This window comes from Phreatobacter sp. (assembly GCF_022843985.1).
GTDB lineage: Bacteria > Pseudomonadota > Alphaproteobacteria > Rhizobiales > Phreatobacteraceae > Phreatobacter.
This window is the reverse complement of record NZ_JALHMP010000001.1, coordinates 136,837-157,383: the sequence shown is the minus strand read 5'-3', so window position 1 is coordinate 157,383 and position 20,547 is coordinate 136,837. Positions and strand designations below refer to the sequence as shown.

The 20,547-nt window shown below is 67.1% G+C and carries 21 protein-coding genes, 1 tRNA gene and 1 pseudogene; 13 read left to right on the top strand and 10 right to left on the bottom strand.

Annotated elements, in window-relative coordinates; translation table 11 throughout:
• The first annotated feature begins 15 nt into the window (after positions 1–15).
• The 5 genes from crcB to Q0C57_RS00740 all read left to right on the top strand — a co-directional run bounded on the left by crcB (position 16) and on the right by Q0C57_RS00740 (position 3,431).
• Positions 16–399: a fluoride efflux transporter CrcB gene (crcB, locus tag Q0C57_RS00760; RefSeq protein WP_296570687.1), complete on the top strand. Its 384-nt coding sequence runs from the start codon at positions 16–18 to the stop codon at positions 397–399.
• Positions 396–2,102: an RluA family pseudouridine synthase gene (locus Q0C57_RS00755; protein WP_296570684.1), complete on the top strand. Its 1,707-nt coding sequence runs from the start codon at positions 396–398 to the stop codon at positions 2,100–2,102. Before crcB ends, Q0C57_RS00755 begins: the two co-directional genes overlap by 4 nt.
• Positions 2,102–2,323 carry a hypothetical protein gene (locus tag Q0C57_RS00750; protein WP_296570682.1) on the top strand — a complete coding sequence of 74 codons (222 nt, stop codon included), beginning with the start codon at positions 2,102–2,104 and terminating at the stop codon, positions 2,321–2,323. Before Q0C57_RS00755 ends, Q0C57_RS00750 begins: the two co-directional genes overlap by 1 nt.
• A 72-nt stretch (positions 2,324–2,395) precedes the next feature.
• The gene (locus tag Q0C57_RS00745) at positions 2,396–2,719 is read left to right on the top strand and encodes a hypothetical protein (RefSeq protein ID WP_296570679.1); all 324 of its coding nucleotides are present in this window, start codon (positions 2,396–2,398) and stop codon (positions 2,717–2,719) included.
• 52 nt (positions 2,720–2,771) lie between these two features.
• Positions 2,772–3,431 carry an HAD-IA family hydrolase gene (locus Q0C57_RS00740; protein WP_296570678.1) on the top strand — a complete coding sequence of 220 codons (660 nt, stop codon included), beginning with the start codon at positions 2,772–2,774 and terminating at the stop codon, positions 3,429–3,431.
• A 4-nt stretch (positions 3,432–3,435) separates the two neighbouring features.
• On the opposite strand, the gene accC is transcribed toward Q0C57_RS00740, so the two are convergent.
• The 4 genes from accC to Q0C57_RS00720 form a co-directional block, all read right to left on the bottom strand.
• Positions 3,436–4,791, bottom strand: a complete 1,356-nt coding sequence (gene accC / locus Q0C57_RS00735; protein ID WP_296570937.1) for an acetyl-CoA carboxylase biotin carboxylase subunit — start codon at positions 4,789–4,791, stop codon at positions 3,436–3,438.
• Positions 4,792–4,799: 8 nt separating this feature from the next.
• Positions 4,800–5,282, bottom strand: a complete 483-nt coding sequence (accB, locus tag Q0C57_RS00730; RefSeq protein WP_296570675.1) for an acetyl-CoA carboxylase biotin carboxyl carrier protein — start codon at positions 5,280–5,282, stop codon at positions 4,800–4,802.
• Between the two features lie 35 nt (positions 5,283–5,317).
• Positions 5,318–5,773, bottom strand: coding sequence for a type II 3-dehydroquinate dehydratase (aroQ, locus tag Q0C57_RS00725; protein WP_296570673.1), 456 nt, complete (start codon positions 5,771–5,773; stop codon positions 5,318–5,320).
• A gap of 157 nt (positions 5,774–5,930) precedes the next feature.
• Positions 5,931–7,040: an NADH:flavin oxidoreductase/NADH oxidase gene (locus Q0C57_RS00720; protein WP_296570671.1), complete on the bottom strand. Its 1,110-nt coding sequence runs from the start codon at positions 7,038–7,040 to the stop codon at positions 5,931–5,933.
• A gap of 289 nt (positions 7,041–7,329) precedes the next feature.
• On the opposite strand from Q0C57_RS00720, the gene Q0C57_RS00715 reads away from it, so the two are divergent.
• A complete protein-coding gene (locus tag Q0C57_RS00715) occupies positions 7,330–8,541 on the top strand; it encodes an MFS transporter (protein ID WP_296570669.1) in 1,212 nt (403 codons plus the stop codon).
• 226 nt (positions 8,542–8,767) lie between these two features.
• Positions 8,768–10,924: a sodium-translocating pyrophosphatase gene (locus tag Q0C57_RS00710; RefSeq protein ID WP_296570665.1), complete on the top strand. Its 2,157-nt coding sequence runs from the start codon at positions 8,768–8,770 to the stop codon at positions 10,922–10,924.
• A gap of 136 nt (positions 10,925–11,060) precedes the next feature.
• Here the strand turns inward: Q0C57_RS00710 and bamE are convergent, their stop codons facing one another.
• On the bottom strand, positions 11,061–11,555 hold the full coding sequence (gene bamE, locus Q0C57_RS00705; RefSeq protein ID WP_296570662.1) for an outer membrane protein assembly factor BamE: 495 nt from the start codon (positions 11,553–11,555) through the stop codon (positions 11,061–11,063).
• 120 nt (positions 11,556–11,675) lie between these two features.
• Here bamE and Q0C57_RS00700 point away from each other — a divergent pair, with 120 nt between their 5' ends.
• The 6 genes and pseudogenes from Q0C57_RS00700 to Q0C57_RS00675 form a co-directional block, all read left to right on the top strand.
• Entirely contained in the window at positions 11,676–12,221 is a 546-nt protein-coding gene (locus Q0C57_RS00700; protein WP_296570659.1) for a ubiquinol-cytochrome C chaperone family protein, read from the top strand.
• A complete protein-coding gene (locus Q0C57_RS00695; RefSeq protein WP_296570656.1) occupies positions 12,211–12,774 on the top strand; it encodes a DUF177 domain-containing protein in 564 nt (187 codons plus the stop codon). The genes Q0C57_RS00700 and Q0C57_RS00695 overlap by 11 nt, the downstream gene beginning before the upstream one ends.
• A gap of 139 nt (positions 12,775–12,913) precedes the next feature.
• Positions 12,914–13,978 carry a phosphate acyltransferase PlsX gene (plsX, locus tag Q0C57_RS00690; protein WP_296570651.1) on the top strand — a complete coding sequence of 355 codons (1,065 nt, stop codon included), beginning with the start codon at positions 12,914–12,916 and terminating at the stop codon, positions 13,976–13,978.
• Positions 13,972–14,949 (top strand): beta-ketoacyl-ACP synthase III, encoded by a 978-nt coding sequence (locus Q0C57_RS00685; protein ID WP_296570936.1) that lies wholly within the window; start codon positions 13,972–13,974, stop codon positions 14,947–14,949. Before plsX ends, Q0C57_RS00685 begins: the two co-directional genes overlap by 7 nt.
• A gap of 141 nt (positions 14,950–15,090) precedes the next feature.
• A complete protein-coding gene (locus Q0C57_RS00680) occupies positions 15,091–15,405 on the top strand; it encodes an integration host factor subunit alpha (protein ID WP_296570648.1) in 315 nt (104 codons plus the stop codon).
• A gap of 103 nt (positions 15,406–15,508) precedes the next feature.
• Positions 15,509–15,763 (top strand): annotated as a pseudogene (locus Q0C57_RS00675) (MerR family transcriptional regulator); the annotation flags it as partial.
• 556 nt (positions 15,764–16,319) lie between these two features.
• Here the strand turns inward: Q0C57_RS00675 and Q0C57_RS00670 are convergent.
• The 5 genes from Q0C57_RS00670 to Q0C57_RS00650 all read right to left on the bottom strand — a co-directional run bounded on the left by Q0C57_RS00670 (position 16,320) and on the right by Q0C57_RS00650 (position 20,458).
• Entirely contained in the window at positions 16,320–16,727 is a 408-nt protein-coding gene (locus Q0C57_RS00670) for a hypothetical protein (RefSeq protein ID WP_296570645.1), read from the bottom strand.
• A 341-nt stretch (positions 16,728–17,068) separates the two neighbouring features.
• Entirely contained in the window at positions 17,069–17,431 is a 363-nt protein-coding gene (locus Q0C57_RS00665; RefSeq protein WP_296570642.1) for a hypothetical protein, read from the bottom strand.
• 165 nt (positions 17,432–17,596) lie between these two features.
• Positions 17,597–17,673: transfer RNA gene (locus Q0C57_RS00660), tRNA-Pro, on the bottom strand.
• A gap of 14 nt (positions 17,674–17,687) precedes the next feature.
• Positions 17,688–18,923, bottom strand: a complete 1,236-nt coding sequence (locus Q0C57_RS00655) for an O-antigen ligase family protein (protein WP_296570640.1) — start codon at positions 18,921–18,923, stop codon at positions 17,688–17,690.
• Positions 18,920–20,458, bottom strand: a complete 1,539-nt coding sequence (locus Q0C57_RS00650; protein ID WP_296570637.1) for an undecaprenyl-phosphate glucose phosphotransferase — start codon at positions 20,456–20,458, stop codon at positions 18,920–18,922. The genes Q0C57_RS00655 and Q0C57_RS00650 overlap by 4 nt, the downstream gene beginning before the upstream one ends.
• Positions 20,459–20,547 lie beyond the last annotated feature (89 nt).

Sequence of the window (20,547 nt, the reverse complement as noted above, 5' to 3'; positions counted from 1 at the left end):
GCTAACCCTTGGGTCATGACCAAGCTCCTCCTCGTCTTTCTCGGGTCCGGCATCGGCGGGGCAGCGCGTTACGGCGTCAACGTCTGGTCCCTGAAGGCTTTCGGGCCGGGCTTTCCGGCCGGCACCCTCATCGTCAATCTGGCGGGCGGCCTGGCCATGGGCCTTATCGCCGGCTGGCTCGCCTTCCGCGTCTCCGTGCCGTGGAGCCAGGAGCTCCGTCTTTTCCTGACCACCGGCATTCTCGGCGGCTTCACCACCTTCTCCGCCTTCTCCCTTGATGCCATGACGCTGATCGAGCGGGGTGACTACGGGGCCGCCGCCCTCTATGTGGTGCTTTCGGTGTTTCTTTCGATCGCAGCCGTCGCGGTCGGCCTCGCCGTCATCAGGAGTTTCTCATGAAGGGCAGGGGCAAACCGCCCGGTCACGGACCGGTCGACCGCGGCGCCAAGCGCTCCGGCGGCAAGGGTGCGGCCAAGGGACCGGCCAAAGGATTCGCCAAAGGACCCGGCAAGGGCCCGGGCAAGCCTGCGCGTGGGCGCAGCGCCGGTACAGCCGGCGAGACGCCGCGCATGGGCGCCCGCCCGCCGGCCAAGCGCCCCCCCTTCGCCGCCGAGGCCGAGCGCACGCCCCGCGGTCCGGTGCGCAGCGGCCGTCCCTTCGCAAGGCGCGAGGAGCGCGGCTTCGAGGACCGCCGCCCCGAGGAGCGCGATGCCGACGAGCGCCGCTCGGAACGCCCGCGCCGGGAGCGCGTCCGGCGCGAGCCGACGGAACTGCGCTCCTTCGACGGGTCGCCGCGGCGGGGCCGCTCCGACGACTGGGACCTCGACAATGCGACCTGGGTGCCCGAGGCCGATCTCGACATCGATGCCATCCAGGAACCGCGCGGGATGGGCCGCGAGCCCGCATCGGACGAGCGCCGCCCGGCCCGGGCCGCCGACCGTGCGGTGCGCTCACGGGCCCCGCGTGACAGGGCGGCTGGCGATGAGGCACCCCGTCGCGGACCTGTCCGAGCCGATGGGCGTGCCGAGCCGCGCCCGCCGCGCCGTGCACCGGTGGCGGCCCCCGCAGGCCCGACCCGGGCGGAATTGAAGGCCGCAGCCACCGACACGCTGCAGACCGGCGTCCAGACCCTGACCGTCACCGCGGACGAGGCCGACATGCGCGTCGACCGTTTCCTCGCCGCCCGCTTCCCGCAGCTCTCGTTCAGCTACATCCAGCGCATCGTCCGCAAGGGCGAGCTCAGGGTGAATGGCCGCCGCGTCGAGACCAAGGACCGGCTGGAGGCCGGTCAGGCGGTGCGCGTGCCGCCGCTCAAGCTCGACCAGGCGCGGCCGATGTCCGCCAAGGTCGGCGAGGACGTCGCCGGGTTCCTCGCCTCCATCACGCTTTACGAGGATGCCGATGTCATGGTGCTGGCCAAGCCTGCCGGGCTTGCCGTGCAGGGCGGGTCGGGCACCAAGAAGCACCTCGACGGCATGCTGGCGGTCCTCACCGACGAGGACGGGCAGCGGCCGCGCCTCGTCCACCGTCTCGACAAGGACACGTCGGGCTGCCTGCTGGTCGCCAAGTCGCGCTTCGCCGCGGCCGCCCTCGCCAAGACCTTCCGCACCCGCTCCGCCCGAAAGATCTACTGGGCCGTGGTCGCCGGCGTGCCGAAGCCGCGGCAGGGCCGCGTCTCGACCTATCTCGCCAAGGAGGAGCGCGAGGACGAGAGCTTCATGCGCATCGCCAGGCACGGCGACAAGGGTGCGAGCCATGCGGTGAGCTATTATGCCGTCATCGACACGATGGCGCAGAAGCTCTCCTGGCTCTCGATGAAGCCGGTGACGGGCCGCACCCACCAGTTGCGCGTCCACGCCGCCGAGATCGGCCATCCGATCCTCGGCGATCCCAAATATTTCGATGTCGAGAACTGGGAGATTCCCGGCGGCATCCAGCACAAGCTGCATCTCCACGCCCGCCGTCTCGTCGTGCCGCATCCGCGCGGCAAGGGCACGATCGACGTGTCGGCGCCGCTGCCGCCCCATATGGAGCAGACCTTCAACCTGCTGGGATGGGACGTGTCGCATTACGATCCCATCGTCGAGGCTCCGGAGGAGTGATGTCCCTGACCGGCTGGATCTATGTCACCGCTGTGGTGCTCGCTATCATTCTCGTGCTCATCGTCATGGTGACGCGCCGGGTGATCCGCACCGTGCCGGGCGGCGACAGCCGGGCCATGAAAGATCTTGTCGGTGAGTTGCGGCGGGCCAACGACCTCGCCGAGAAGCGCATTGCGGCGCTGGAGGCGCGGGTCGAGACGCTGGAGCGGCGCCAGGGCTGAACCCGGTCTTCACCCGGGGCTCAGCGGCCGGTCGTCAAGGGTCGTTCGCCGCGCCCTCGACCGGAGATTGCCATGAAACGCCTCGCCTTTGGGTGCATGCTCGCGCTACTGGCCGCCTCGCCGCTCGCCGCCCAGCCCTATGGCGATGGTCCGGGGCCGGGCATGGGCCCCGGCAATCCCGAACTGCGCGCCGAGCGCTTCCAGTGCCGCCAGGAAGCCCGCGCCCGCGGCTATCGGGGGCCCGAGGTCCGCGGCGCCGTGATCGCCTGCCTTCAGGCACGCCGGCCGGATCTCGCCCGCATCGTCCAGTGCCGCGATGCCGTGCGCGGGCGCGGCTACATGCCCCGCACACCGGAATTCCGCATGGCTGTCAGGTCCTGCCGGTTCGGCGCTTGAACTGAAGGCGCGGATGACCCACAAGGCGCTCCGGTCCCGGAGCGCCTGTGCAGTGAAACTCGTCATTTTCGACTGTGACGGCACCCTCGTCGACAGCCAGCATCTCATCATGGCCTGCATGAACGAGGCCTTCGCCACACTGGGGCGCCCCGCGCCCGCGCGTGAGGCGACGCTCTCCATCGTCGGCCTGTCGCTCGCGGAAGCCTTCGCCGCACTGACGAGCGCTGACGATGCGGATATTCCGGTGCTCGTCGAGGCCTACAAGGGTGCCTTCCACGCCCAGCGGCAGAAGGCGGGACATGCCGAGCCGCTCTATGACGGTGCCCGCGAGGTGGTGGAATGGCTGGCGGGGCAGGAGATCGCGCTTGGCATCGCCACGGGCAAGTCGCAGCGCGGCGTGCGCATCGTCATGACCCATCACGGGCTGCTGGAGCGTTTCGCCACCATCCAGACCGCCGATGACGCGCCGTCGAAGCCCCATCCCGCCATGATCGAACAGGCCATGGCGGCCGTCGGCGCCCGTCCCGAGGACACGGTGATGATCGGCGACACGACCTATGACATCGACATGGCCCATTCCGCCGGCGTCGCCGCGATCGGCGTCACCTGGGGCTATCACGCACCACGGGCGCTGCTCGGGTCGCGGCCCCACGCCCTCGTCGGTGCCTACGAGGACGTGCCGGTGGTGTTGAAGGGCCTGTGGCGGACCTGACGCCTTAGGCGTTCTTGGCCGCCTCGCCGGCCAGGAACTTCTCCAGCCAGTGGATATCGTACTCGCCGGCGATGATCGACGGATTGCGGACCAGGGTGCGGAACAGCGGCAATGTCGTCTCGATGCCGTCCACCACGAACTCGTCCAGGGCACGGCGCAGGCGCGCCAGGCATTCGGTGCGGGTGCGGCCGTGGACGATCAGCTTGCCGACAAGCGAATCGTAATAGGGCGGAATCGTATAGCCCTGGTAGGCGTGGCTGTCGACGCGCACGCCGATGCCGCCGGGCGTGTGGAACAGGTTGAGCTTGCCGGGCGAAGGCCGAAAGGTCGCGGGGTTCTCGGCATTGACCCGGCATTCGATGGCATGGCCCTCGACGACGATGTCTGACTGCTTCAGCGACAGTTTCTGCCCCGAGGCGATGCGGATCTGCTCGTTGACGAGGTCGACGCCGGTGATCATCTCGGTGACCGGATGTTCGACCTGGATGCGGGTGTTCATCTCGATGAAGAAGAACTGGCCGTCCTCATAGAGGAATTCGATGGTGCCGGCCCCGGTATAGCCCATGTCGGCCATGGCGCGGGCGCAGACGCCGCCGATCTCGGCGCGCTGCGCTGGCGTGATCACCGGGGAGGGGCCTTCCTCCCAGACCTTCTGGTGGCGGCGCTGCAGCGAGCAGTCGCGCTCGCCCAGATGGATGGCACTGCCCTGGCCGTCGCCGAGGACCTGGATCTCGATATGGCGCGGCTTGCCGAGATATTTCTCGATATAGACGGCGTCGTCGCCGAAGGCCGCCTTGGCCTCGGTCTTGGCCGTCTGCAGGGCCACTTCGAGTTCGTCCGCCGAGCGCGCCACCTTCATGCCACGCCCGCCGCCGCCGGCAGCCGCCTTGATGATGACGGGAAAGCCGATCTCCCGGGCCACAGCCCTGGCTTCCTCGTCGTCGGAGATGCCGCCCTCGGATCCGGGAACCGTGGGAATGCCGAGGCGCTTGGCCGTGCGCTTGGCCTCGATCTTGTCACCCATGATGCGGATATGCTCCGCCTTGGGGCCGATGAAGGTGATGCCATGGCTCTCGAGGATGTCGGCGAAGCGCGCGTTCTCCGACAGGAAGCCGTAGCCGGGATGGACGGCATCCGCGCCGGTGATTTCGCAGGCCGCCAGCAGCGAGGGAATATGGAGATAGCTCTCGCGGGCCGAGGGCGGGCCGATGCAGACGCTTTCGTCGGCGAGCTTTACGTGCATCGAGTCGGCGTCGGCCGTCGAATGGACGGCGACGGTGGCGATGTCGAGTTCCTTGCACGCGCGGAGGACCCGCAGCGCGATCTCACCGCGGTTGGCGATCAGCACCTTGTTGAACATCGGGGCGCTCACTCGATGATCATCAGCGGCTCGCCGTATTCCACCGGCCGGCCGTCGTCGAACAGGATGCGCGTCACCGTGCCGGACCGCGGCGCGACGATGTCGTTGAAGGTCTTCATCGCCTCGATCAGGCAGAGGCGCTCGCCCTCCTTGACGACCTGGCCGACCTCGACCAGCGGCTTGGCGTCGGGCGAGGGGCGGCGATAGGCGGTGCCGACCATGGGTGATGGCACGACGCCGGGATGTTTGCGCGGATCGTCGTCGCCGGCGGGTGCCGGGCGCGCCAGCGTCGGCGCGGCCGGAACAGGTGCCATCGGGGCCGCGGCGACAGGCGCCGGCGCCGCCACCGTCGCATGGACAGTGACCTGACGGGCGACGCGGATCTTCAGCGACTCGAGTTCGATCTCGATCTCGGTGAGATCGGTATCGGCCAGAACCTGCGCCAGTTCGCGGATCATCGCCGTGTCGATGGAAGATTTGCCTTTGAGCATAGGGCCCTCATGTGGCTTGGCGCGGCGGGGACCGCTCACGCCTTGGCCGGAAGCGCCGCGACGGCGGCGATGGCGAGCGCATATCCCATGGGGCCGAGCCCCACGATGATGCCGCGCGCGACGGGTGACAGGAAGGAATGATGCCGCACCGCCTCGCGGGCGTGCACATTGGTGATGTGGACCTCGATCAGCGGAATGCCGGTGCCGCGGGTGGCGTCGGCCAGCGCCAGCGAGGTATGGGTATAGGCACCGGCATTGAAGACGACGCCCTTCAGCGTGCCGGCGGCATGAGCGCGGCCGGCCTCGTGGATCCAGTCGACGAGGACGCCTTCGTGATTGGACTGGCGGAAATCGGCGACGAGGCCGTGTTTGTCCGCCTCGGCGCGACACAGTGCCTCGACATCGGCGAGCGTCGTCGAGCCATAGATCGCTGGCTCGCGCGTGCCGAGCAGGTTGAGGTTGGGGCCGTTGAGGATGAGGACGGTGCTCATGCGCCGGGGTCTTGGATCCGCTCCGAGGGTCCGTGCCGCGATCCGGACCGATCGGTCCGTGAATCGCCTGCGACCCACGGAGCCGGAAAGGCCCGCGGGCGCGCCCTTATAGGCGCATGCGCGGCGGAAGCAAAGGGACGGGTGTGGATGGCGGCAGCTATGACGGCCGTGCCAGCACCGCACCCGGCCAGAGCCTCTTCGCGACGCGGGCATATTGCGGCGGATAGGTCAGCTCGGCACCGAGTTCTTCGGCTGCGTGCCAGCCCCAGCGCGGATTGTCGAGGAGGCCGCGGCCGATGGCGACGAGATCCGCCGCACCGCTGGCGATGATCTCCTCCGCCTGCGACGGCGTGTTGATGAGGCCGACGGCGCGCGTGGTGATGCCCGATCCCGCCTTCACCGCTGTGGCAAAAGGCACCTGGTAGCCCGGCTTCACCTGGACCCGCGCGCGCGGATGCGCGCCGCCCGACGACACGCAGACGAAATCGAGGCCAACGGCCCTGAGTTCGGCGGCGAGCGCCACGGCATCGGCCACCTGAAGACCATCCTCGGTCCAGTCCTGGCCGGTGATGCGGGCCCCCACCGCGACATGGGCGGGCACCGCCGCCTTGACCGCGGCGGCGATCGACAGCGGCCAGGCGAAGCGGTTCTCGCGGCTGCCACCAAAGCCATCCGTGCGCATGTTGGACAGCGGGCTCATGACATTGTGCAGGAGATAGCCGTGGGCCATGTGCAGCTCGACGGAGTCGAAGCCGATCCGCACGGCCCGTTTCGCCGCCGCGACGAAGGCTGTGGCGATCCGCATCATGTCCGGCCCGGTCATTTCCCGCGGCACATGCCAGCCCTCGTCGAAGGCGGTCGCCGAAGCGGCGACCGTTGGCCAGGGGTCGGCATTGTCCTTCAGCGGACCGCCGCCCTCCCAGGGCCGCTCGGACGAGGCCTTGCGGCCGGCATGGGCGATCTGGATGCCGAAGGTCGTGCCCGGCAGGGCCACGGCGCGCGCCGCGTCGATGACGCGCCGTATCGCCCGCTCGTTAGCGTCATTGTAGAGGCCCACACAGCCATGGGTGATCCGCCCGAGACGCTCGACGGCTGTTGCCTCGACCACCACCATGCCCGCGCCCGACATGGCGAGGTTCATGAGGTGCTGGAGGTGCCAGTCGTTCATGCAGCCATCATCGGCGGAATACTGGCACATCGGCGCCACGACGATGCGGTTGGGCACCGTCACGGGGCCGATGGCGAGGGGCGAGAAAAGCTGGCTCATGACGGTCTCTGAGACGGAAGGACAAGGCGAGGGGACAGCAACAGCTTCCCCTAGGCAAGCACCTGGGGCGCAGGGCACGTCTGCCAAGCCCTGCGGAGCGCAAGCCCTGTGGCGCGGAAGGCGGATCGCTCATGCCTGCCTTGCAGGCCTGCACGTCGCAGGATCGATGGCGAAAGGCGGTAAAGCGGGCTATTGAGACGGCGCTTCTCCTGCAATGACGATCGTCGGTACGTTTGTTATGCCGACTGCCCGCCGGAGAGACCGCCTTTCCTGATCGCGTGAAGCCGCCATGACCAGCACCACACCCGAAGACCTGGCCATCGGCGACAGGCTCGCGAAGCGCAACGCTTTCATCCTGGCGCTGGCGACGGCATTGGCCGGCGCGAACACGACCGTGATGTTCGCCACCGGCGCCATCGTCGGCGCGCAACTCGCACCGGTCCGCTCGCTGGCGACGCTGCCGATCTCGATCTTCGTGGTCGGTCTCGCGGCGGCCTCGCTGCCGGTCGGCATGCTGGTGCGCCGCTATGGTCGCCGGACCGCCTACCAGATCGCCACCGGCGCCGGTGTCCTGACCGGCCTCTTCGGCTATCTCGGGGTAATGTGGGCGAGTTTTCCCGTCTTCTGCCTCGCCACCTTCTGCGCCGGATTCTACGCCTCAGCCGCCCAGAGCTACCGTTTCGCGGCTGCCGACACCGCCTCCGACGCCTTCCGGCCCAAGGCCATCTCCTGGGTCATGACGGGCGGCGTCCTCGCCGGCGTCGTCGGACCGCAACTCGTGGTCTGGACCAAGGACGCCGTGCCGCCGGTGCTCTTCGCCGGCACCTATATCGGCCAGGCGGTCGTGGCCCTGATGGCCGGCGTGATCCTGTCCTTCGTCGACATTCCCAAGCCCAAGGCGCCGCCGATCGGCACCGTGACGCGGCCGACCTCCGCCTATTTCCGCGACCGCGCCTTCGTCACCGCCGTGATCTGCGGGGCCGCCACCTATATGCTGATGAATTTCGTCATGACCGCCGCGCCACTCGCGATGATCGGCTGCAACCACTCCATCGATGATGCCGCCTACGGCATCCAGTGGCACGTCATCGCCATGTATGCGCCGAGTTTTTTCACCGGCAGCCTTATCGCCCGCTATGGCGCGCCGCGAATCGTCGCCCTCGGCCTCGCCCTGACCGCCATCTCCGCGGTGGTGGCGCTGATGGGCATTACCGTCCCGCACTTCTACGTCGCGCTGATCCTGCTCGGTCTCGGCTGGAACTTTGGCTATATCGGCGCCAGTGCCATGGTGGCTGCGACGGCCCGGCCGGAGGAGCGCACCCGCATCCAGTCCGTCAATGATTTCTGCGTTTTCGGGGTCATGGCGATCGGCTCCTTCTCCTCGGGAAAGATCGTGACGACCTACGGCTGGGACATGGTGAACTGGGTCGTGTTCCCCATCGTCGCGATCGCGGCCGTGGCGCTCGCCGTGGGTTCCCGGCCGAAACCGGGACTGGCCTGACGTCCCACGGCCGGAATGCGCCGGAAAACACAGATTACAGCCGAAAGGACGAGCCGCGCAGCCCTCCCATCCGTTGCTTCGGACCCGGGACTTTGGCAGAAATGCGTCGGACTCGTCGTGGGGCGGGCGTCAGCCCATCACCACCACACAAGAAACGAGCAGGGACATCCAGTTCCACGGGGATTGGACGGCCGCCCCACGGGGCGCCGCGACAGAGGAAACATCGATGAATACAGCATTGTGGGTCATCATCGGCGCCGGGCTCCTGTCCGTCGTCTATGGCGCCTGGGCGACCAAGTCGCTCCTGGCTGCCGATGCGGGGTCGGCTCGCATGCAGGAGATCGCCGGCGCGATCGCCGAAGGCGCATCCGCCTATCTCAAGCGCCAGTACATCACCATCGCGATCGTCGGCGCCGCCATCCTCCTGCTCGTCGCCTGGCTGCTCGGCACGATCGTCGCCATCGGCTTCCTCATCGGTGCCGTCCTCTCGGGGGCCGCCGGCTTCATCGGCATGAACGTCTCGGTCCGCGCCAATGTGCGCACGGCCCAGGCGGCTTCCAAGTCGCTCGCCGCCGGCCTCGACATCGCCTTCAAGGCCGGTGCGGTCACCGGTCTCCTGGTTGCCGGCCTCGCGCTCCTCGGTGTCGCCATCTATTTCTGGGCCCTGACCGGTCCGGGAGGCCTTGCCCCCACGAGCCGTACGGTCATCGACGGTCTGGTGGCCCTCGGCTTCGGCGCCTCGCTCATCTCCATCTTCGCCCGTCTCGGCGGTGGTATCTTCACCAAGGGCGCCGATGTCGGCGCCGACCTCGTCGGCAAGGTCGAGGCCGGCATTCCCGAGGATGATCCGCGCAACCCCGCGACGATCGCCGACAATGTCGGCGACAATGTCGGAGACTGCGCCGGTATGGCCGCCGACCTCTTCGAGACCTATGCGGTGACCGTCGTCGCCACGATGGTTCTCGCCGCCATTTTCTTCGCCGGTACCCCGGCGCTGGAATCGGCGCTGATCTATCCGCTGGCCATCTGCGCCGTCTGCATCGTCACCTCCATCGCCGGTACCTTCTTCGTGAAGCTCGGCGCCAACAACTCGATCATGGGTGCCCTCTACAAGGGCCTCATCGTCACCGGCGTCCTGTCCATCGGCGGTCTGGCGCTGGCGACGCAGTTCGTCACCGGCTGGGGGTCCATCGGCGTCGTCGGCGGCAAGACCATCACCGGTTCGGCCCTCTTCGCCTGCGGCCTCGTCGGTCTCGCCGTCACCGGCCTGATCGTCTGGATCACCGAATACTACACCGGCACGGGCAAGCGCCCGGTCGTCTCCATCGCCCAGGCCTCCGTCACCGGACACGGCACCAATGTCATCCAGGGCCTCGCGGTGTCGCTTGAATCCACCGCGCTGCCGGCCATCGTCATCGTCGGTGGCATCATCTCCACCTTCCAGCTTGGCGGTCTCTTCGGCACGGCGATCGCGGTCACCACCATGCTCGGCCTCGCCGGCATGATCGTCGCCCTCGACGCCTTCGGCCCTGTCACCGACAATGCCGGCGGTATCGCCGAAATGGCCGGACTGCCCAAGGAGGTGCGCCACTCGACGGATGCCCTGGACGCCGTCGGCAACACCACCAAGGCGGTCACCAAGGGTTATGCCATCGGCTCTGCCGGCCTCGGCGCTCTCGTGCTCTTCGCCGCCTACAGCTACGACCTCAACTACTTCATCACCGAGGCGAACAAGGCGGGAGCGACGACCTATTCCTACTTCAAGGGCATGTCGCCGGTCACTTTCGACCTGTCGGATCCCTATGTCGTCGCCGGCCTGATCTTCGGCGGCCTCATTCCCTATCTCTTCGGCGGCATCGCCATGACCGCCGTCGGCCGCGCCGCCGGTTCGGTCGTCGAGGAGGTCCGCCGCCAGTTCAAGGAAAAGCCGGGCATCATGGCCGGCACCGACAAGCCGGACTATGCCCGCGCCGTCGACATGCTCACCAAGGCGGCGATCAAGGAGATGATCATCCCCTCGCTGCTGCCGGTCCTGGCGCCGCTCGTCGCCTATTTCGGCGTGCTGGCCCTGTCGGGCTCCAAGGCCTCGGCCTTCGCCGCGCTCGGCGCCTCGCTCCTCGGCGTCATCGTCAACGGCCTCTTCGTCGCCATCTCCATGACCTCGGGCGGCGGCGCCTGGGACAATGCCAAGAAGAGCTTCGAGGACGGCTTCGTCGACAAGGACGGCGTCACCCATCTGAAGGGTTCCGAAGCGCACAAGGCCTCGGTCACCGGCGACACCGTCGGCGACCCCTACAAGGACACGGCCGGCCCCGCCGTCAATCCGGCCATCAAGATCTGCAACATCGTGGCGCTGTTGCTGCTGGCGATCCTCGCCCGCTGAGTGCCGCTAACTGTGACAGAAAGCCCTGCGGGAGCGATCCCGCGGGGCTTTTCCATGCCGGGCGCCGGGGCACAAACAAAAGGCCCCGCTGGAGCGGGGCCACACACCTAAACGGACATGACCCCGAGCAGATCGATCAGCTGCGCGGGCCCGCGATGATCTGCCGCAGGAGGTTGGCCTCTTCGCCACCGGTGACGGTGGAGCGGGAAATGAAGTCGAAGACCCTGCCGTCCTGCAGCCCGTAATTGGCGACCCGTTCAACCTGGCGACGGGAATTGAAATAGACGGCCATCACGTTGCGCTCGACGGTCCGCGGCTGCTGGAACGTGAAGGTTCGCGTCTGCTTCTCTGAAATATAGTAGAATACGTCGCCGTTAATGGTGGAGATCGTCGTCGGCGTGCCGAGCGCGATCAGCACCTGATCCTGGCTGTTGCCTTCCTTCACCTGGGCGAGGGCCTCCTCGGAGACCACATAGCCGCGGTTGAAGGTCTCGCCGATGCTGAATTGCGTCGGAGTCGGCAGGCTCGGTGTCAGGGACGACACGGATGGTCCCTGCGAGCAGGCCGACAGGAGTGCCGCGAGACCTGCGACAAGCGCTGCCTTGGCGGGACGTGACGTAACGCGCATCATTCTCTGCCGACCTTCTCAATCCGATGCCGCCGGCGAGGGCGGTAAACCGCCGCTTGAAGACGCCGGCGCGTTGACTTAACTCCCGTCCGCAACCATTTCAACCCGAAGGCGGCAAAACCGATGATTCTGAGCCTGTTCCGTCGCAAGAAGCAGGACCCGACCATCGAGACGCTTTACGGCGCCATCGTGGCGCAGGCGCGCAATCCCCTCTTCTTCCGCGACCATGGCGTTCCCGATACCGTGCATGGCCGTTTCGAGATGGTGGTGCTCCATGCCTTTCTGGTGCTTCACCGGCTGAAGGAAGAGAGCGAGGAACGCCGCCAGCTCGGCCAGGCGCTCTTCGATATGCTGTTCCTCGATTTCGACCGCGGCCTGCGCGAACTCGGCGTCTCCGACACCAAGGTGCCGAAGAAGATTCGCGAGATGGGCGAATCCTTCTATGGACGCGTCCAGGCCTACGACAAGGCCCTCGCCGGCGGGGATGGGGAAACCCTCGAAGCCGCGCTCGCCCGCAACGTCCTCGCCGATCTCTCAGCCGACACCCATGTCCTGGCCGCCTATGTCCGCCAGGCGGCGGCGGCGCTCGCCGCGCAGCCCTACGAACTGTTTCTCGCCGGAGACATCGCGTTTCCGGCCGTGCCTCCCGGAGAGCGTCATGACCGGTGAACGTGCCGATGGCGGGCGGCGTCCAGGTGCGCCGCTGCCGCTCTGGCCCATTCGGCTGGTCGATGTCTCGGCATCCGGCGTCCATGTTCGACGCCGCCAGCTTGCGGATCAGGATCTCGCGACCTTCGCAGCCTTCATCGGTGTCGACGCGATGTCGGCCTTCGACCTCGACATCCATGTCAAACCCTATCGCGGCGATGGTCTGGTGGTCACCGGCAGGGTCAGTGCGACCGTCACGCAGACCTGCGTCGTCACCCTCGACCCGGTTGAGAACACCATCGCCGAGGATGTAGACGCGAGCTTCCGTCCTGAGGACAAGCTGAAAGCCCATCTCATCCATGACGAGGAGGATGGCCTCGCCATCGATGCTGCGGTCGCGGCGGATGATCCCCTCATCGGCGGCGTCATCGACGCCGCCGCCATCGCCGCCGAGTTCCTGGCCCTCGGGGTCGATCCCTATCCCCGCAAGCCCGACGCCGCCTTTCAGCCGCCCGACGATGGTGGCGAGACATCGCCCTTTGCGGGGCTTTCCAAACTGAAGCGCGGCACCTAAACAGGCGCCGGTTCGGTGTTCGGCGTGCCTGCCCCTTGTGCAGGCGGTGCCAGACGCTATTGTCCCGGCTCCTCGCGCCGTCGGGGCTCGCGGTCCATCGGGGCCCCCGGCCTCGGGCGTCGGTCATACGGATAGGTGCATGTCCGAGAAGGTACGGCTGGCCCTCGACGTCATGGGGGGCGATTTCGGTCCCTCCGTCGTCGTGCCGGGCGCGGAGATCGCGCTGTCTCGCCACGGCGACATCGAATTCGTGCTGGTCGGCGACGAGCGGCAGATCACGCCGCTCCTCGCCGCCAATCCGCGCGTCCGGGCGCGTTGCGAGATCGTCCATGCCGACGTTGCCATCCGCATGGATGACAAGCCCTCCAAGGCGCTGCGCTATGGCCGCCGCGTCTCGTCGATGTGGCGGGCCCTCGACGAGGTGAAGTTCGGGCGGGCTCAGGCCGCCGTCTCGGCCGGCAATACCGGCGCGCTGATGGCGATGGCCGCCTTCAATCTCAAGGTCATGGACGGCGTCGAACGCCCGGCGCTCGCCGCCCTCTGGCCGACGCTGCGCGGCGAATCGATCGTCCTCGACATGGGCGCCTCTATCGGCGCCGATGCCGCCGCCCTCGTCGACATGGCGGTGATGGGCGCCGCCATGGCACGCGTCGTCTTCGATCTCAAGCGGCCGACCGTCGGCCTCCTCAACATCGGCGTCGAGGAGGTCAAAGGCCTCGAATTCATCCGCGAGGCCGGCCAGATCCTCCGCGATGCCGACATGAAGACGCTGGATTATCGCGGTTTCGTCGAGGGTGACGATATCGGCAAGGGCATCACCGACGTGATCGTCACCGAGGGCTTCACCGGAAACATCGCCCTCAAGACCGGCGAGGGCACGGCCAAGCAGATTGGCGAGTATCTGCGTTCCGCCATGTCGCGCACCTGGCGAGCCAAGCTTGGCTATCTCCTCGCCCGTAATGCCTTCTCGACGCTGCGTGAGAAGATGGACCCGCGCAAGAGCAACGGCGCCGTCTTCCTCGGCCTGAACGGCATCGTCATCAAGAGCCATGGCGGCACCGATCCGCTAGGCTTTGCCAGCGCTGTCGATCTCGCCTACGACATGGCCCGCTACGATCTCCAGTCGAAGATCCGCTCCATGCTGGACGCTTATCATGCTTCGCGTCCGGCGCCGCCGGTCGCCCCTCTTGAGGCCGCATCGTGACACTTCGTTCCGTGGTGCGCGGTGTGGGCAGTTATCTGCCCGCCCGCGTCATGACCAATGCCGAACTCTCGACGCTCGTGGACACCTCGGACGAGTGGATCGTCCAGCGGTCGGGCATCCGTGAGCGCCATATCGCCGCCGATGGCGAAACCACCTCCGACCTCGGCCTCGCCGCGGCCAGCGCGGCGCTCGCTGCCGCCGGCCTCGATGCCCAGGACATCGACCTCATCATCCTGGCGACATCGACGCCGGACCGGACCTTCCCGGCCAGTGCCACGACGATCCAGGATCGCCTCGGCATCCGGCACGGCGTCGCCTTCGACCTGCAGGCCGTCTGTTCGGGCTTCGTCTTCGCCCTGTCGACGGCGGACAAGTTCCTGCGCTCGGGCAGCCACAGACGGGCGCTGGTCATCGGCGCCGAAACCTTCTCCCGCATCCTCGACTGGACCGATCGCACCACCTGCGTCCTTTTCGGGGACGGGGCCGGCGCCGTCGTTCTCGAGGCCCAGGAGCAGCCCGACGGCCTCGCCGGCCGCGGGGTCCTGACGACCCATCTGCGCTCCGACGGACGCCATACCACCAAGCTCTATGTCGACGGCGGGCCCTCGCTCACCCAGACCGTCGGTCACCTGCGCATGGAGGGCCGCGAGGTCTTCAAACATGCCGTCGGCATGATCACCGACGTGATGAACGACGCCTATGCCGCCACCGGCACGACCTCGGCCGATCTCGACTGGTTCGTCCCGCACCAGGCCAACAAGCGCATCATCGACGCCTCGGCCGAGAAGCTGAAGATCGCGCCGGAAAAGGTCGTCATCACCGTGGACCGCCATGGCAACACCTCCGCCGCCTCGATCCCGCTCGCGCTCGACGTGGCGGTTCGCGACGGGCGCATCCAGCCGGGCCATCTGGTCATGCTGGAAGCCATGGGCGGTGGCTTCACCTGGGGCTCCGCGTTGATCCGCTGGTGAGGCATCCTGTTCCGCTTACAATGGGTTGACCGTTGCCAGTTGACCCCATAGTGATAGTAAAATCAGAGTGATAAGAGCGGTTTCGGTGCCTCGGCCCGGAGCAAGGCCGCCATATCCAGTGGCAAGTGTTGGGGGATCGACATGGCGGGCAAGACAGTCACGCGCGCTGATCTTTGCGAGGCCGTCTATCAGAAGGTGGGGCTGTCGCGGACCGAATCCGCACAACTTGTCGAGCTGGTCCTGAAGGAGATCACCGACTGCCTGGCCGATGGCGAGACGGTCAAGCTCTCGTCCTTCGGCTCCTTCGTCGTCCGCTCCAAGGGGGAACGCGTCGGCCGCAATCCGAAGACCGGGCAGGAGGTGCCTATCGCACCGCGCCGCGTCATGGTCTTCAAGCCCTCCAACATCCTGAAGGCCAAGATCAACGGCCAGAGCGTCGAGGGCATGCGCGACTGACGGCAACACGCAACGCGGTTGCCGCCGCGCCACGAATCCGCCACCGTGATTTTGCCCGATGCCATCGCGTTATCGCGCATTCTCACACAGAGCCGGAATTGTGGTGGACAAGGCCCCCGACGCATATCGCACGATCAGTGAGGTCGCCGACGACCTCGATCTGCCGCAACATGTCCTGAGGTTCTGGGAAACCCGCTTCAGCCAGATCAGGCCGCTGAAGCGCGGCGGCGGCCGTCGCTACTACCGTCCCGACGACATCGACCTTCTGAAAGGCATACGCCATCTCCTTTATGGCGAGGGCTACACGATCCGTGGCGTGCAGCGGATCATCAAGGAGAGTGGCGTCAAGGCGATTCAGGCACTGGGGCGCGGCGAGGGGGCCGCGACCCTGCCGAAGCCTAAGGGTCCGGATATCATCGATCCCTTGCTGGACGACGACGAGAACGAAACCGCCGACGGCCGACCTCTTGCCCTTGCCTCCGGCGGCCCTCCGGCCTTCGCCGCGTCGTCCTATGGCGCGCCGCCCTTCGCACGGGCGGCCGCGCCGGAGGACGAGGACGACGATCCCGATGATGCGGGATACGACCCTGGACGGCGCGAACCCGTCATCGCGCCGCGCCCGTCGCCTGCAGCCCATCCGTTGGTCCAGCGCCCCATGCCGGTGCAGGCCGAGCCGGAAAGGCCTGTCGCACGGGTGCCGATGCCCATCGCCGTGCCGGAACTCCCGCCGCAGGTCCGCCCGGTCGTGGATATGCCCTCAATGCGGATCGCGGTCCCATCCCCGCCGGCATCGCCGGTCGTGCCGGCGGTTGCCCGGCTCGCCGCCGACGATGTCCGTCGCCTGCAGGCCGCGCTCTATGAACTCCTGGAATGCCGCAAGCGGCTTGATGCGTCCTTCGACGGGCGCTGATCGCCTAGCGGCGCCAGCTCGGGGTCGGTGACGGCGGCGGTGGCGCCTTGGCGGCTTCCTCGATGCGCCGACGCATATGGTCCGCGACGTCCCGCACCGGCTCGAGACCACGCTCCAGTTCCCCTGCCTGGACATTGGCGAATTCGAGCTCGGAAATGATCTTGTCGATTTTTGCCAGGGCCTCCGGATCGGGACGCGTGACCCATTCGCTGCCGTACAGGATGAGCAGCGGCCCGACCGGAACGAACAGCAGCAGCCCGATGGTGAGCTGCCACAACAGGCTGCGGTCGTCGAAGGTCGCGGCATTGAGCGCGCCGACATAGGCGGCGCCGATGGCCGGCGGCAGCAGCAGGACGACGGCGATGCCCAGCCATCCACCGAGCCGTGGCCTGAACCGCGTGTTGAGCTGCATCGCCGATCCCGTTCGACTGCCTCGTTCGCATCAGTGTGGGACGAGGACAGGGTCAGCGGCAAGGCCGTTTGCACCATTGGCGAAGGCCCGGCCGCTTGCGTCTGCGGCTGGCGTCTGCGGTAGCAGCCTGCAAGCGCCACTCATTGCATGCCGGTGGCGGGGCGGGCGTCGGCATGTCAGGCGCAAGCCCCAAGACGGGGATGCGCTGATCGGTACTCAGATCGACATGAACCGCTTTTCGGCCGCGTCGCGCATGCTCTCGGTAAAGGCCGGCCTCGCCAGCCATCTCGCGCCTCTCCGGCCCGCGGGAAGGGCAGAGGCGAACCCGTGGCAAGGCCGGGTTACGGCGACTGCCGCGGCGGCGTGGAGCCGGGCGTCATGGGAGCGGTCGCAGGCGGCGCAGAACCGGGCGCCGTCGGAGCGGCTGCAGGCGGCGTCGCGCCGGTGGTGGTCGGATCGGCGCGTGGCACGGTCGTCTGCGATTGCTCGCGCGTGGTCTGGCCGCTCGGATTGCCGCCCATCATCGCGAAAATGACGATGCCGAGCACCAGGACCGCGGCGACGCCGCCGATCAGGCCCCAGTTGCCATAGGTGTTTCGCGCTATGCGCGGATCGCTCGGCGGGTCGACATCTGGTCGCGGCTCCCTGTCCCACCGGGTCGGCTTCACAGTGAGGCGGTCGTCGTTGGGGTCGATATGGGCCATGACAGGTATCCTCCTGCCAGATGAACCTGCCGGAAGGACTGCGGTTCCGTGCCATCGATAGGTAAAGAGACATCGGGTTGAGTACAGCGCCGGTCATGGCGCCAAACAGCTGGCACCTGCACAACCGAACGAGATCCGGGGCGAAATCCAGTATTGGTGGAAAATTGGTCGGAGTGAGAGGATTTGAACCTCTGACCCCTTGCACCCCATGCAAGTGCGCTACCGGGCTGCGCTACACTCCGACCGTGCGTGGCATTTAGGACGTTTCGCGCGCCGCCGCAACCCGCTTGGTGATGGCCAGTCCCCAGAGCAGGCCCGCCAGCACCCAGAAATGCCTCCAGTGGTCGCTGTCGATGATCTGTCCTTCAAAGGCGAGGCCGCAGAACGTCGCGAAAACGGCGATGGTGAAGGGCTGCCAGGGCGTCCGGCCGAGGGCTGCGACCAGCCCAACCAGCAGCGTCGCCGCCACCAGGACGATATAGGCGATTCCGCCCGTCCAGCCGCCGGCCATGACGGAATTCAGATAGACATTGTGCGGGGCCTCGGGAAAGAATCGGGTGAATTGCAGCGGCCCGATGCCGAGCGGCTCGTCGAGCGCCATCTGCCAGCCATAGGCGTGACGGCCGAATCGTCCCATCGGACCGGCATCGTAGCTCTGGGTGAGGCTCGCCCGCTCCCGCATCAGTTCGGCGACCTTGTCGATGCTGAGAAGGGCGCCGACGAAGGCGATCAGCAGCACGAAGCCAGCGGCGACGACGAGAAGGATCCGGAATCGCTGGGCTGCCGTCTCGGCGGTCAGTACCATCAGGCCGACCATGATCACCGCGGACAGGGCGAAATGGACCCAGGCGCCGCGCGAAAAGGACAGCAGCAGAGCGACGAGCAAGATCGCGAAGACAGCCCCCGCGCGGATGAGCGACCCGGAGGTGGCACGCAGGAAGGCCTGCATCGCGACCAGGAGCGGCAGGATGAGGAACGGACCGAACACATTCGGGTCGTTGAAAGTGCCCTTGGCACGGCCATAGAGCGTGAAGAGGTCGAAGGCGCCTGGGAACAACCGGAAATAGCCGGCAATCCCGGCGACGGCGGCGATCAGTGCCGCCAGAGTCCAGGCGCGGGTGATCACCCGCATCCGCGCTTCTGTATTGTCGACCGCCACGATGGCGAAGAACACCATGGTGACCGCAAGATACCAGGAGACGGCGACCCAGGGCGCGACCTGGGGCGCGCCGAGAACGGGAATCGCCGCAATCGTGAGGCCGAGGCAATAGACGACGAGGACGATGAGCAACGGGCCGTGTGCCGCCCGCAGCCGTAGGCCGCCCGTCACGGCAAAAGCTATTATGGCCCCAAGCGCGCCGATCTCGTAGGGCGAGGGCTCGGCGAAGACGAAGGCACCTCCGACCATCATGAGCCAGAGGGCGGCGAGCCGGAACGGCTCACCGCCTTGGAGCATCCCCCCGGCGCGGGGCGCGGGGAGGGCGAGGGTCAAAATGCGTTCTCGCGATGCTGGGCGAGCGAGATCGGCGTCTTGGCGAGGATATAGAGGTCGAAGAGAACGGACCAGTTCTCGATATAGTAGAGGTCGTGCTCGACGCGCCGCTGGATCTTCTCCGGCGTGTCCGTCTCGCCGCGCCAGCCGTTGATCTGGGCCCAGCCGGTAATGCCGGGCTTGACCTTGTGGCGGGCAAAATAGCCGTCGACGACATCGTCATAGAGCTTGTCGGCGGCCTTGGCATGGGCGGCATGCGGGCGTGGACCGACAAGCGACAGGTTGCCCTTGAAGACGACGTTGAAGAGCTGCGGCAATTCGTCGATGGAGGTCTTGCGGATGAACCGGCCGACGCGGGTAACGCGCGGGTCGCCCTTGGTCACGAGCTTCGAGGCCGTGGCGTCGCTCATCTCCGTATGCATGGAGCGGAACTTGAAAACCTCAATCATCTCGTTGTTGAAGCCGTAACGCTTCTGGCGGAAGAAGACCGGCCCCTTCGAATCGAGCTTCACGGCGATGGCGGTGGCCAGCAAGATCGGCGAAAGGGCGATCAGCGCGGCGGTGCCGACGATCTTGTCGAACACCCATTTCAGCACGATGTCCCAGTCCTGGATCGGCTTGTCGAAGACATCGAGGACGGGAACGTTGCCGATATAGGAATAGGCCCTCGGGCGGAACCGCAGCTTGGCGGTATGGGCAGCGAGGCGGATGTCTACCGGCAGGATCCACAGCTTGCGGAGCATGTCGAGCACGCGCTTTTCGGCGCTCATCGGGATCGTGACGATGACGAGATCGACCCGGGTACGGCGCGCGAATTCCAGCAGGTCATCGACCGTGCCGAGCTTTGGCACATGAGCCGCATGAGCCGGAGAGCGGTCGTCGGTCCGGTCGTCGAATGTCCCGCAAATGGTCACGTCGCTGTCGGACTGGGCGAGGATGGAGCGGATCAGTTCCTCCGCCGGCTCGCCGCCGCCGACGACGACGGCGCGGCGTTGCAGCCGCCCGGCGCGCGACCAGGTGCGCACCAACTGGGCGAGCCCGACGCGCTGACCCATCAGGATGACGAGGCCGCTCAGATACCAGGAGCCAAGCCAGACCCGCGAGAAGGAATCGCCGGCCTTGGCGAAAAAGGCGATGGCCATCGCCACCAGGAAGACCATGGTCCAGGCGAAAAACAGCCGGCTGAACTGCGCGACATGGGTGCGGAAGACGTGGACGTCATAGAGCCCGGCCGCCTGGAAGGCCGCGAGCGCCAGCGCCGCGACGCCGACGAGGCCGAGGAGCGAGGGCCATTGCACGCCATGCTGGGGAAAGACCCATCCCAGATAGATCGTCGCGCCCAGTGCCATCACGATGACGAACTCGGCGAGCCTGACGAGGCCGGACAGCACGACCGGCGAATAGACCGTCCCGACCGTCTCCCCGGCGATACGCTCAGCGAGATCCGACAAGGGGCGGCGGTTGTCGCTGGCCGGCTGGCTGGCGCGCGCCGCTTCCGCCTCCTTGATGATGTCGCGGCCGGTAAATCCCAGCATGTGGTTGTCTCCTTCGCGCCCGCGCAGTGCGCGTCACGTCCCTGCGGCCAGCTTTAATCGCAAAAGGTTGCTTTTCGCTTGATCCGTCC